Here is a 12,404-nt window from a genome sequence, read left to right as displayed (position 1 = left end):
GGTGCCCCGGCGCCCCGGGCCGGCAAGGTGTCCTGGCGCTCCGGGCCGGCGAGGTGCCCCGGCGCCCCGGGTCGGCAAGGTGTCCTGGCACTCCGGGCCGGCGAGGTGCCCCGGCGCCCCGGGTCGGCAAGGTGTCCTGGCACTCCGAGCCGGCAAGGGGCCCGGTGCTCCGGCGAGGTGCCCCGGCGCCCCGGGTCAGTGCGGCTGGAAGTCCCGCGTCGGCTCGGCCACCGCCGTGCCGCACGGCATCGCCGGGTGCAGGCCGAGGAGCACGATGCCCGCCACGATCGCCGCGAGGCCCGCCGCCTCCCACGCCAGCGCCCCGGTGTCGGTGCGCAGCCGGTCCCCGAGGAAGCCCACCCCGCACGCGATCCCGGCCAGCGGCTGGGCCGCGGTCAGCGCGGGCAGCGACATGCGCAGCGGTGCCGTCTCGAACGCGCTCTGGACGAGGATCAGCCCGGTCAAGCCGAGCGCCAGGACGCCGTACGTTTGCCAGCCGGTGAGCAGCTCCGTCCAGCCGCCCGCGGAGAACCGCTGCCCGCTCACCCGGGTCAGCGCGTCCTGCAGGCCGTACAGCAGCCCGGCGGCCAGGGCCAGCAGCACCGGGCCCCAGCTCAGCCGCGAGCGTTTGGCGTAGGTCGTCAGCAGCAGGGCCAGGCCCACCATGGCGCCGATGATCAGCCAGTGGCGGAGCGGGTCCGTCACGACGCTGCCGACGCGCGGCCGGCCCGCGACGATGAACGCCGTCACGCCGCCCGCCAGCACTGCGAGGCCCATCCAGCCCTGGCGGCCCAGTGGCTGCCGGGTCTGTCTGCGGGACAGGGCCAGGGCGAACAGCAGGTTCGTCGCCAGCAGGGGTTCGACCAGCGAGACCTCACCCCGGCCCAGGGCGATGGCGCCCAGGACCATGCCGGCCACCATCAGCGCGAGGCCGCCGAGCCAGCGCGGCACCCTCATCAGGTCCAGCAACAGCCGCGGGGAGAGGAAGTCGCTCAGCGGTGCCTGCTGGGCCGCGTTCTGCTGGAGCACGAAGCCGAAGCCCACACAGCAGGCAGCGCTCACGGCGAGAGTCAGAACCAGAACCGACACGCTGCGTACCTCGATCATCCGGCCGGGCCACGGGGTGCGTAATGGCCGACTCTAGCGTCCCAGGGCGGTGTGTGCCCCTGGGAGCACCCGGATCCGGGCAGTCGACTCGGTCACGACGCCCTGCGGATCAAGGCGATGGCACGGCCGCACGGCCATGGTGGGATGCCCGGGACGGCCGCGCCATGGCGTACGCCACAGGTGTGACCTGGCCCTGGGGGCTGACCAGCCGACGTCGGTCGTCGACGGCCCCAAGTGCCCTGTGCGCTCTGCCAGTTGACGCGTGTAACACCCTGGCGGCCCTTGGCGCGAAGCGTTGGCTGAGGTTTTTCACTGTCCGTGATCGGCCGATGACAAATCGATGACCGACGACACAGGCCGTGGCGCCACGGAGGCGGACCGAGCCGCACAACAAAGAACGCGTGAGGACGTTCCGCGGTGTCCCCACCCCCGCCTCCCCTCGGCCGCGGCCGCAAGCGTGCAGCCCAGGCCTTCGACGCCGCTCTCGACGACAGCGAGCTCCCTGCCGCGCGCACCGCGGTGGCCCAGGGAAGGTGGCAGGCGGTCCGGTCCCTGCTCGCCCACACCGGTGACCACCGGGACCGCCGTGGGCACCGGGTCGCCGTCCTCGCGCTGGAATCCCACAACCGCGGCGTTCGGACGCACCTCGAGCACCAGCGGAGCCCCCGCGACCGGCTCGCTCTCGTAGACCCTCGTGTCGCTGGTGATCGTGATCGCCTTCGCGGTCACCGACGACGAGCCGACCGGCGACCCCGACCGCGCCCGTGCTGCCCTGTTCACCTGGTTCGGCAACATCGGCGCCCTCGGCGTGATCGTGCTGATGGCGGCGGCCGGCCTGTCGGTCATCGTCTTCTTCCTGCGGCCGCGGCGCGGCGCCGCGGCCGCGCAGGCCTGGCGGCTGGTCACGTCCGCCCTGGCGGGCCTGGCCCTGCTCGTGATCGCCGTGTACACGGTCAAGGACTTCGGTCGGCGCCGGACCGACTCGTTCCTGCAGCCGGGTGCTGCCCGGCGTCATCGGCCTTGCTCTCGTCGTCGGCCTCGTCCAGGGCGTCGTCCTGCGCTCCGCAGGCCTCAGGCGCACGCCCGCATCGGGCTCGGCAACGAGGCGTTCCAGCTGGAGAAGGCGGCGGAGGGGGCGCAGGGTGCGTCCTGAAGCGGCCCGCCCCTGAAAAACACGTAAGAAGTCATGACAGAAGTCTGACGAGCACCCGTGATCCCTGGTCCCGCAGGGGTCGCGGGTGCTCGAATGAAGACGTGAACCCCGAACCATCCGAGGAGGAGGGCCGGCCCATAGGCCGCCGCGTCCTACTCGGCACCCTCGGCATCGGCGCCCTCGGCGTGGTTGCCGCGCCCACCCTGCAACGCGGCCTGGAGGTTTTCCTCGGCGCCGCGTCCGGCAAGGACCCCACCGGTCTGACGGGGCTGCTCCCGAACGGCGGCGGCTTCCGCTACTACTCGGTCGCCGCGTCCGTCCCGCACAAGAACGCCGAGAACTACCGCCTGACGGTCGACGGCCTGGTCGACCACCCGACGACGTACACGCTGGCGGACCTCAGGGCGCTGCCCCAGACCCGCATGGTGCGCGACGTCCAGTGCGTCACCGGCTGGCGGGTGCCCGGCACCCCCTTCGAAGGGGTGCGGCTGTCCCGGCTGCTGGACGCGGCGGGCGTGCGCTCCTCGGCGAAGGCGGTGCGCTTCACCTGCTTCGACGGCACGTACACCGAGAGCCTCAACCTCGACCAGGCCCGCCGCTCCGACGTGCTGGTCGCGCTGCGCATGCAGGACACGGACCTGGCCCACGCGCACGGCGGCCCCGTACGCCTGTACGTCGCCCCCATGTACTTCTACAAGTCCGCCAAGTGGCTGTCGGGCATCACCGTCACCGACGAGGTGAAGCCCGGCTACTGGGAGGAGCGGGGCTACGACGTCGACGCCTGGGTGGGCCGCTCGAACGGACGGGACGATGGGCCTACGAGCTGAGGCCCCGGTCACCTTGGCGCAGGTACGCCGCTTCAGCCCGGCCGAGCGGTGGGTGCACCGGACGGCGGCCGCGCTGATGGGCGTGTGCGTGATCACGGCGGCCTGCCTGTACATCCCTCAGCTCGCCGAACTCGTCGGCCGCCGCGAGCTTGTGGTCCGCATCCACGAGTGCGCCGGCCTCGCCCTGCCCGTGCCCGTCCTGGCGGGCCTGGCCTCCCGTGCCTTCCGCGCCGACCTGCGCTTCCTCAACCGCTTCGGCCCGCACGACCGCGTCTGGCTGCGCGCCGCCCTGCGCCGCGACCGCCGGCCCTCGTCCCGGCCGGCCGGCAAGTTCAACGCCGGGCAGAAGATCTACGCCGCCTGGATCGCCGGGGCGACGCTGGTGATGCTCGGCACGGGCCTGCTGATGTGGTTCACCCACCTCACCCCGCTGATGTGGCGCACCAACGCGACCTTCGTCCACGACTGGCTGGCCCTGACCATCGGCATCGTCCTGGCGGGCCACATCGGCATGGCCCTCGGCGACCCGGAGGCGCGGCGTGGCCTGCGCACCGGGTCGGTGAGCCGGGAGTGGGCGGAAAGCGAACATCCGCTGTGGAAGCTGTAGGAAGCCATAGGAAGCCGTGGGAAGCCGTAGGCCCGATCAGGCCATCAGGCCCCGAAGTCCAGCAGCACCTTGCAGGAGCGGCTGCGGTCCGCCGCCAGCGCGAACGCCGACTCCGCCGCCCGGACCGGGACCACCGCGCTGACGAGGTCGTCGAACGCGGGCTCGGCGGCGAGAAGCCGGAGCGCCTCGTCGAACTCGGTGTCGAAGCGGAACGCCCCGCGCAGTTCGATCTCCCGGCTCACCACGAGGTTCCCGGCGAACGGGGACTGCCCGGGTGGCAGCATCCCGAGCTGGACGACCGCCCCGCCGCGCCGCACGAGCCGCAGACACGTGTCGAGCCCGGCGGCCACCCCGGACACCTCCACGGCCACGTCGACCTCGGACGGCCACCCGGCGTCGTCCGCATCGTCGGCCCGGACGACGGTGTCGGCGCCCGCGGCGGAGGCGTAGCGCAGCGCCTGCGGGATCAGGTCGGTGACGGTCACGCGGGCGGCGCCCGCCGCCTTCGCCGCCGCGACCACCAGGCAGCCGATCGGACCCGCGCCGGTCACCAGGACGTGTCGGCCGGCCACGTCCTCACCGGTCCGCCGCAGCGCGTGCAGCGCCACTGCCAGCGGCTCGGCGAGCACCGCCCGGCGCAGCTCCAGGCCGGCCGGGAGAGGCCTCAACTGCTCGGCAGGTACGACCACGTGGGCCGCGAAGGCGCCCTGCACATGCGGGAAGCGGGCCGCGCTGCCCAGGTAGCGCGTGTCCCGGCAGACGTTGCGCCGGCCCTGCGCGCACTCCGGGCACGCCCCGCACGGGGTCGCCGGGTGCACGGCAACGGCCGTACCGGCGACCGGACTCGAGGCTCCGGCACCGTACGAGACGATCGTGCCCACCACCTCGTGCCCGAGCACCATCGGCTCCCTCAGCCGGAAGTCGCCGACGCCGCCGTGCCGCCAGTAGTGCAGGTCGGAGCCGCAGACCCCGCCGTAGCGGACGGCGACCAGCGCCTGCCCGGGACCCGGCACGGGGACCGGCAACTCCTCGACGCGCAGGTCCCCCTGACCGTGGATCACACAACCGAGCATCCCCGAGCCCTTCTTCACAGCACGCTCGTCATGCCGCCGTCGACGTACAGCACCTGCCCGCTGACGAAGTCCGCCGCCGGGGAGGCGAGGAACAGCACCCCGCCCACCAGGTCCTCCGTACGGCCCCAGCGGCCGGCCGGGGTGCGCCTGCGCACCCAGGCGCTGAACTCCTCGTCCGCCACGAGCGGCCGGGTCAGCTCCGTCTCGATGTAGCCGGGGCCGAGGCCGTTGACCTGCACGCCGTGCGGTCCCCAGTCGGCGCACATGCCCTTGGTGAGCATCTTCAGCGCGCCCTTGGTCGCCGCGTACGGCGCGATGCCGGGGCGGACCACCTCGCTCTGCAGCGAGCAGATGTTGATGATCTTTCCGTGGCCGCGCTGCGTCATCCGCCGGGCGGCCTCCCGTCCGACCAGGAACGCGCCGGTGAGGTTGGTGTCCAGGATCCGGTGCCAGTCGGCGTCGGTGAACTCCAGGAGTGGCGCGCGCAGTTGCATGCCCGCGTTGTTGACGAGGATGTCGAGCGGGCCCACCCGCTCCTCGACGTCCGCGATGCCGGCGGCCACCGAGGGACCGTCGGTCACGTCGAACGCGGCCGTGTGCACGTCGCCGGGCAGCTCCGCGGCTGCCTTGGTGAGCCGTTCGCCGTCCCGTCCGTTCAGGACGACCGTGCAGTTCGCCTCGGCCAGGCCACGGGCGAGGGCGAGCCCGATGCCGCGGCCGGCGCCGGTGACCAGGGCCGTACGGCCGCTGATGTCGAAGAGGGGGTGAGCCGTCATCGCCGTACTCCTGGCTAGATCACGAGGGACAGCAGCAGGACCAGGCCGCCGGCGACCACCGAGATGATCGTCTCCATGACCGACCAGGTCTTGATGGTCTGCCCGACGCTCAGCCCGAAGTACTCCTTCACCAGCCAGAATCCGGCGTCGTTGACATGGCTGAAGAAGAGCGAGCCCGCGCCGATGGCCAGCACCAGCAGGGCGGCGTGGGTGGTCGACATGTCGGCGGCCAGCGGCGCCACCAGACCGGCCGCCGAGACGGTCGCCACGGTCGCCGAACCGGTCGCGAGCCGGATCGCCACCGCGATCAGCCAGCCCAGCAGCAGCGCCGGAATCGACCAGTCCTTGGATATGTCCAGGATCATCTGGCCCACGCCGCAGTCGATCAGCGTCTGCTTGAAGCCGCCGCCCGCGCCGACGATGAGGAGGATGCCGGCGATGGGCATGAGGCCCTTCTCGACGGTCTCCGAGATCCGCTGCCCGGTGAACCCGGCCGGGCGGCCCAGCGTGAAGATGCCGACGATCACGGCCGCGAGCAGCGCGATCAGCGGGGAGCCGATGACGTCGAAGACGCGCTGCACCTTGTGCGCGGGGTCGTCCACGACGATGTCGACCAGCGCCTTGGCGAGCATCAGCACGACCGGGAGCAGCACGGTGGCCAGCGTGGCGCCGAAGCCGGGGCGCCGCTCCAGCTCCTCCGAGGGGCGCTGCGGAAGCATGCGGTCGGGGGCGGGGACGTCCACCCAGCGGGCCGCGAACCGGGAGAACACCGGGCCGGCGATGATCACGGTCGGGATGGCGACGAGGATGCCGAGCGCCAGCGTCACCCCCAGGTTGGCCTTGACCGCGTCGATCGCGATCAGCGGGCCGGGGTGCGGCGGGATCAGGCCGTGCATCACGGACAGACCGGCGAGCGCCGGGATGCCGATGCGCATCAGGGAGTAGTTGCCGCGCTTGGCGACCATCAGCACGACCGGGATCAGCAGCACGATGCCGACCTCGAAGAACAGCGGCAGACCGATCACCGAGGCGATCAGCACCATCGCCCACGGCATCGAACGGCCCCCCGCCTTCGCGAGGATCGTGTCGACGATCTCGTCGGCGCCGCCGGAGTCGGCGAGCAGCTTGCCGAGGATCGCACCGAGGGCGATCAGGACGCCGACGCCGGCGACCGTGGTGCCCAGGCCGGTGGTGAAGCTGATGATGGCCTTGTCGAGCGGCGCCCCGGCGAACGCGCCGAGCGCCAGTGACCCGATGGTCAGCGCCAGGAAGGCGTGCAGCTTGTACTTGGTGATGAGCAGGACGATGACCGCGATGCCCGCCAGGACGGCGATGCCCAACTGGGCGTGGCCGGCCGAGGTGATCGGCGGGGGCGTGTCCGCTGCCAGCATCTCGACGCTGAGTCTGGTCACGGGTGTTCCCTTGCTGGTGAAAGAGGGATGGTGAGGAGCAGTCCGCTGCCGTGGGGAGGGCCGGAAAGGGCCCTACTGCGTGGGCAGTTACGCCTCGGGGGACTGGGTGGAGCTGTCGAGGTCGTCCAGCGCGGCCATGGCGCGCGCGGTGATGTCCTCGGGGCTGCCGGAGACGTCGACCGCGACGCCCCGTTCGTCCGCCTCGAGCGGCTGGAGCGTGGCGAACTGGGAGTCCAGCAGCGCCGTCGGCATGAAGTGGCCCTGGCGGTGCGCCATCCGGTCCTGGATGAGCTGCCGGTCGCCCGTCAGGTGGACGAACACGACTCCCGGAGCCGCGGCCCTGAGCCGGTCCCGGTACGACCGCTTCAGCGCCGAGCTGCTCACCACCCCACCGAGCCCCTCCCGCCCGTGCGCCCAGGCGCCGATGGCGTCGAGCCAGGGCCACCGGTCCTCGTCGTCGAGTGGTTTCCCGGCCGACATCTTGGCGATGTTGGACTGCGGGTGGAAGTCGTCGCCCTCGGCATACGGGAAGCCGAGCCGGGCGGCGAGCATGGGACCGATCGTGGTCTTGCCCGTGCCGGCGACGCCCATCACCACGACGACGTGGGGGGTACGCATCACTGCCTCGCTGTCTTCCTCGACATGGGACGTCGTCAACTGACGTCGACCTCACTGAAACCGATTAGGTACGACGAATTCAAGAGTCTGTGACATATAAGTCTGACTTTTTGTCTCAGTGATCCACCACGTACGCTGAGTGCATGAGCACACCGGGCCGGGGGCTGCACGGCCACGTACTGGACACCCTCGGCCCCGCCATCACCGCGGGCGAGTACCCGCCGGGCAGCGTTCTGCGCACGGACGAACTTGCGCAGCGCTTCGACGTGTCACGCTCTGTGATGCGCGAGGCGGTGCGTGTGCTGGAGTCCATGCACCTGGTCGAGTCGCGCCGCCGCGTGGGCGTGACCGTGCTCCCCAAGACCGAGTGGAACGTCTACGACCCGCAGGTCATCCGTTGGCGCCTGGCGGGCGCCGACCGCGCCGGGCAGCTGCGCTCGCTCACGGTGCTGCGCTCGGCGGTCGAACCGGTCGCCGCGGGCCTGGCGGCGAAGCACGCCACGCCCGAGCAGTGTGCCGAACTCACCGAGTGCGCGCTCGGCATGGTGGCCAACTCACGCGGCCACCGGCTTCAGGAGTACCTCGTCCACGACGTCGCCTTCCACCGCGTCATCCTGAACGCCTCCGGCAACGAGATGTTCGCCCGCCTCGGCGACGTCGTCGCCGAGGTGCTGGCCGGCCGCACCCATCACGAGGTCATGTTCGAGGACCCCGACCCGGCCGCCGTCACCCTCCACGTCCAGGTCGCCGAGGCGGTCCGGGCGGGCGACGCGACCCGCGCCGAGCAGCTGACCCGCGAGATCACGGTGGGCGCGCTGCAGGAACTGGACATCCTGGCGCCGTAGCGCGGCTAGGGACGGAAGTCCCCGTCCACGTACACCCACGCCCCGTCGACCCGCTCGAACCGGCTGCGCTCGTGCAGCGCACCGCCGCGGTAGGAGGCCCGGAACGTCACGGTCCCGGTGGTGTGGAAGGCGGAACCGTCCGTCGTGCCGAGGACCTCCAGCCCGGTCCACCGCATCCCCGGGTCGAAGTCGATCCGCGCGGGCCGCGTCCGCGGATGCCAGGTCCGCAGCAGATACCCCGCGTCCCGCTGCACGAAGGCGCTGTACCGCGAGCGCATCAGCGCCTCCGCGGTGGGCGCGGCGGCCCCGGAGTGATACCGGCCGCAGCACTTCTCGTACGGCTCGGGCAGCCCGCACGGGCAGGAACGCTGGGTCATGACCGCCATTCTGCCCGGTCCGGTCCGGCGGCGGGGCCGGCGGGCGCATGCGGCACGCGCCCATCCGCGGCACAGTGGAAAGGCCCACTACCTCTGTGTTGCGTTGCCCCGCACCGGCGTCAGGAGGGACGGAAGATGACCACAGCCGCCGGCCGCCGGCCCCCGTCCGCCAAGGAGTGGAGGCTGCGCCTCTACCTTTCCGAGAAGGACCCGGACACCACGGCCCGGGTCGTCCTGGACACAGGTGACAACCTGGTGGAGTGCTGTGCGGAGGCCCACCGCAGCCCGAACGACACGGCGGTGCCCGAGATCGGTGACGAACTCGCCGCGGGACGGGCTTTGATCTCGCTGGGCAGGCGCCTGCTCCGCGCCGCCGCGGGCGACATCGCGGTGACCGGCGTGCCCCAGGCGCCCCCGCCCGCACCGCTCTGGCTGTCCCGGGAGTGAGGGGGCCGATCGTGGTCTTCACGGATCGTCGCGCAGCGGGACGGCAGCTGGGCGCACGCCTGGGGCACCTCAGGGGTCAGGACGTCGTGGTGCTGGGACTCCCCAGGGGCGGGGTGCCGGTCGCCGCGGAGGTCGCCGAGGCGCTCGGTGCACCGCTCGACGTCTGCCTGGTCCGGAAGCTGGGCGTGCCCTTCCGGCCGGAGCTCGCGATGGGAGCGATCGGCGAGGACGGCGTGCGCGTGACCGACGACGCGGTGGTGCGCGAGGCGCGCGTCACCCAGGAGGCGCGGGCGCAGGTCGAGGAACGCGAGCGCGGGGTGCTGGAGCAACGGGCCGCGCGCTACCGGGGCGAGCGCGCGCCGGTCGCTGTCGCGGGGAAGACGGTCGTGGTGGTCGACGACGGGGTGGCCACCGGGTCGACCGCGAGGGCGGCCTGCCGGACGGTACGTGCCCGCGGAGCGGCCCGGATCGTGCTGGCGGTCCCCGTCGCCCCGCCGGACTCGATGGAGCGGCTGAGCGGGGAGGCCGACGAACTCGTCTGCCTGGACATGCCACGGGACTTCTTCGCGGTCGGCCAGTTCTACGCCGACTTCGCCCAGCTCGACGACGCGGACGTCATCGCCTGCCTGCAGCGGGCGGCGGGCCGTTCCCACGGGTTGGCCGGCGGCGGGCCGGTGGACCGGGAGGTGGAGGTGGCGACCGGCGACGTGCGGCTGCGCGGGCGGCTGACCGTGCCCCGGGGCGCGGCCGGGGTCGTGGTCTTCGCGCACGGCAGCGGCAGCGGCCGGCACAGCCCGCGGAACCGGTTGGTGGCCGCGGGGCTGAACCGGGCCGGTCTCGGCACCCTGCTGTTCGACCTGCTCACCGAGGACGAGGAGCGCAACCGGGCCAACGTGTTCGACACCGGTCTGCTGGCCGGACGGCTGGCCGAGGCCACCGGCTGGCTGCGCGGACAGCCCGACGCCGAGGGTCTCGCCGTCGGGTACTTCGGCGCCAGCACCGGCGCGGCCGCCGCCCTGTGGGCCGCCACGGAGCCGGACACGCACGTCGCCGCGGTCGTCTCCCGTGGCGGCAGGCCCGACCTCGCCTGGCCGAGGCTGCCGGCAGTGACCGCCCCCACGCTGCTCGTCGTCGGCGGTGCCGACCCGACCGTGCTCGACCTCAACCGGCAGGCCCAGGCCCGGCTGCGCTGTGAGAGCCGGCTCGCGGTCGTCCCCGGCGCGACCCACCTGTTCGAGGAGCCCGGCGCGCTGGAGACGGTGACCGACCTGGCCCGCGACTGGTTCACCGACCACATGACAGCGGCTCACGTGTAGGGCCACGGCGTGCAGGCGTGCCACGGCTTGAAGGCGTCGCCTCCGGTGATCGCGACGAGGTCCGCCTGCTCCTCGAGAGGCGCGCGCCTGGGCCTCCTCGTGGGGCCGGGCCACACCTCACGTCCGGGAACCGCCGCACCCGACGGGCCGGCCAAAAGGAAACGGTGCCGACCGAACCCGGCCGACACCGTCCATGTGGTGTCCGAGGGGGGACTTGAACCCCCACGCCCTATACGGGCACTAGCACCTCAAGCTAGCGCGTCTGCCATTCCGCCACCCGGACAAGGTGTCTGTCGTGCGGGGCTTCCCCGCGGCGACGAAGGAAACATTACCAGGCTTTCGGGCAGGCCTGATCACACCCCGTTCCGGTGTGAACGGCATGTGGCGGGCCGGGGGCTGTCTTGGGGCGGGGCCGGGCGAGAGGGAGGATGAGTGGACCACCGGCACAAGACAGCGGGAGGAAGCAGCGTGAGCGAGACGGACACGGCCAGGAGCGTCACCGGCGAGGACGAGGTCGTGGACCTCTGCCGCGAGCTGATCCAGATCGACACCAGCAACTACGGCGACCACTCGGGTCCGGGCGAGCGCAAGGCCGCCGAGTACGTCGCCGAGAAGCTCGCCGAGGTGGGGCTCGAACCGCAGATCTTCGAGTCGCACCGGGGCCGCGCCTCCACCGTGGCCCGCATCGAGGGTGAGGACCCGTCCCGGCCCGCGCTGCTCATCCACGGCCACACCGACGTCGTACCGGCCAACGCCGACGACTGGACCCACCACCCCTTCTCCGGCGAGGTCGTGGACGGGTGCGTGTGGGGCCGTGGCGCCGTCGACATGAAGGACATGGACGCCATGACCCTCGCCGTCGTGCGCGACCGGCTGCGCAGCGGGCGCAGGCCCCCGCGGGACATCGTGCTCGCGTTCCTCGCCGACGAGGAGGCCGGCGGCACCTATGGCGCGCGCTACCTCGTCGACAAGCACCCCGAGCTGTTCGAGGGCGTCACCGAGGCGATCGGCGAGGTCGGCGGGTTCTCCTTCACCGTCAACGAGAAGCTGCGCCTCTACCTGGTCGAGACCGCCCAGAAGGGCATGCACTGGATGCGGCTCACCGTCGACGGCACGGCCGGTCACGGCTCGATGACGAACACCGACAACGCCATCACCGAGCTGTGCGAGGCCGTCGGACGGCTCGGCCGTCACACGTGGCCGGTGCGTGTGACCAAGACCGTGCGGTCCTTCCTCGACGAGCTCTCCGACGCGCTGGGCACCGAACTCGACCCGGAGAACATGGACGAGACCCTCGCCAAGCTCGGCGGCATCGCCAAGATGATCGGCGCCACCCTGCGCAACTCGGCGGCGCCCACCATGCTCGGCGCCGGCTACAAGGTCAACGTCATCCCGGGCCAGGCCAGCGCGCACGTCGACGGGCGCTTCCTGCCGGGCCACGAGGAGGAGTTCCTCGCCGACCTCGACCGCATCCTCGGCCCGCGGGTGAAGCGGGAGAACGTGCACGCCGACAAGGCCCTGGAGACCGACTTCGACGGTCGGCTCGTCGACGCCATGCAGGGCGCGCTCAGCGCCGAGGACCCGATCGCCCGGGCCGTGCCCTACATGCTCTCCGGCGGCACCGACGCGAAGTCCTTCGACGACCTCGGCATCCGCTGCTTCGGCTTCGCGCCGCTGCAACTGCCGCCGGAGCTGGACTTCGCCGGCATGTTCCACGGCGTGGACGAGCGTGTTCCGGTCGACGGCCTGAAGTTCGGTGTGCGCGTGCTCGACCGGTTCATCGAGGCGTCCTGAAGATGCCGGGTGACGTCCTGAATTGACCCACTGAAACGACACTTCGTTATTC

12 protein-coding genes, 1 tRNA gene and 1 pseudogene are annotated in these 12,404 nt (G+C 72.2%); 7 read left to right on the top strand and 7 right to left on the bottom strand.

Annotation, left to right across the window (positions count from 1 at the left end; translation table 11 throughout):
• Positions 1-195: 195 nt before the first annotated feature.
• A complete protein-coding gene (locus tag ABZV31_RS13445) occupies positions 196-1,089 on the bottom strand; it encodes a DMT family transporter (RefSeq protein WP_355892268.1) in 894 nt (297 codons plus the stop codon).
• A gap of 646 nt (positions 1,090-1,735) precedes the next feature.
• Here ABZV31_RS13445 and ABZV31_RS13440 point away from each other — a divergent pair.
• From ABZV31_RS13440 to ABZV31_RS13430, 3 genes and pseudogenes are all read left to right on the top strand, one after another.
• A pseudogene (locus ABZV31_RS13440) lies at positions 1,736-2,260 on the top strand (amino acid permease); the annotation flags it as partial.
• 101 nt (positions 2,261-2,361) lie between these two features.
• Positions 2,362-3,087, top strand: coding sequence for a molybdopterin-dependent oxidoreductase (locus ABZV31_RS13435; RefSeq protein WP_355892266.1), 726 nt, complete (start codon positions 2,362-2,364; stop codon positions 3,085-3,087).
• Positions 3,071-3,694, top strand: a complete 624-nt coding sequence (locus ABZV31_RS13430; protein ID WP_355892263.1) for a cytochrome b/b6 domain-containing protein — start codon at positions 3,071-3,073, stop codon at positions 3,692-3,694. Before ABZV31_RS13435 ends, ABZV31_RS13430 begins: the two co-directional genes overlap by 17 nt.
• A gap of 44 nt (positions 3,695-3,738) precedes the next feature.
• On the opposite strand, the gene ABZV31_RS13425 is transcribed toward ABZV31_RS13430, so the two are convergent.
• The 4 genes from ABZV31_RS13425 to ABZV31_RS13410 all read right to left on the bottom strand — a co-directional run bounded on the left by ABZV31_RS13425 (position 3,739) and on the right by ABZV31_RS13410 (position 7,573).
• On the bottom strand, positions 3,739-4,767 hold the full coding sequence (locus ABZV31_RS13425) for an L-idonate 5-dehydrogenase (protein ID WP_355892456.1): 1,029 nt from the start codon (positions 4,765-4,767) through the stop codon (positions 3,739-3,741).
• Positions 4,768-4,781: 14 nt separating this feature from the next.
• Positions 4,782-5,543, bottom strand: a complete 762-nt coding sequence (locus ABZV31_RS13420) for an SDR family oxidoreductase (protein WP_355892261.1) — start codon at positions 5,541-5,543, stop codon at positions 4,782-4,784.
• A gap of 14 nt (positions 5,544-5,557) precedes the next feature.
• Positions 5,558-6,955, bottom strand: coding sequence for a gluconate:H+ symporter (locus ABZV31_RS13415; protein WP_355892258.1), 1,398 nt, complete (start codon positions 6,953-6,955; stop codon positions 5,558-5,560).
• An 87-nt stretch (positions 6,956-7,042) separates the two neighbouring features.
• Entirely contained in the window at positions 7,043-7,573 is a 531-nt protein-coding gene (locus ABZV31_RS13410; RefSeq protein WP_355892255.1) for a gluconokinase, read from the bottom strand.
• A gap of 143 nt (positions 7,574-7,716) precedes the next feature.
• Between ABZV31_RS13410 and ABZV31_RS13405 the strand changes: the two genes are divergently transcribed.
• Complete coding sequence (locus ABZV31_RS13405; RefSeq protein WP_355892253.1) at positions 7,717-8,418, top strand: FadR/GntR family transcriptional regulator; 702 nt, start codon at positions 7,717-7,719, stop codon at positions 8,416-8,418.
• A 5-nt stretch (positions 8,419-8,423) separates the two neighbouring features.
• Here the strand turns inward: ABZV31_RS13405 and ABZV31_RS13400 are convergent, their stop codons facing one another.
• Positions 8,424-8,795: a YchJ family metal-binding protein gene (locus tag ABZV31_RS13400; RefSeq protein WP_355892251.1), complete on the bottom strand. Its 372-nt coding sequence runs from the start codon at positions 8,793-8,795 to the stop codon at positions 8,424-8,426.
• 135 nt (positions 8,796-8,930) lie between these two features.
• On the opposite strand from ABZV31_RS13400, the gene ABZV31_RS13395 reads away from it, so the two are divergent.
• Complete coding sequence (locus ABZV31_RS13395) at positions 8,931-9,242, top strand: dsRBD fold-containing protein (RefSeq protein WP_355892248.1); 312 nt, start codon at positions 8,931-8,933, stop codon at positions 9,240-9,242.
• A gap of 11 nt (positions 9,243-9,253) precedes the next feature.
• Entirely contained in the window at positions 9,254-10,558 is a 1,305-nt protein-coding gene (locus ABZV31_RS13390; protein ID WP_355892245.1) for a phosphoribosyltransferase family protein, read from the top strand.
• A 196-nt stretch (positions 10,559-10,754) separates the two neighbouring features.
• On the opposite strand, the gene ABZV31_RS13385 is transcribed toward ABZV31_RS13390, so the two are convergent.
• A tRNA-Leu gene (locus ABZV31_RS13385) sits at positions 10,755-10,841 on the bottom strand.
• A 185-nt stretch (positions 10,842-11,026) separates the two neighbouring features.
• Between ABZV31_RS13385 and ABZV31_RS13380 the strand changes: the two genes are divergently transcribed.
• Positions 11,027-12,352, top strand: a complete 1,326-nt coding sequence (locus tag ABZV31_RS13380; protein WP_355892242.1) for a M20/M25/M40 family metallo-hydrolase — start codon at positions 11,027-11,029, stop codon at positions 12,350-12,352.
• Positions 12,353-12,404: the final 52 nt, after the last annotated feature.

The sequence above is a fragment of the Streptomyces sp. NPDC005202 genome, from assembly GCF_040608235.1.
GTDB lineage: Bacteria > Actinomycetota > Actinomycetes > Streptomycetales > Streptomycetaceae > Streptomyces.
This window is presented reverse-complemented; position numbering and strand designations above follow the sequence as displayed.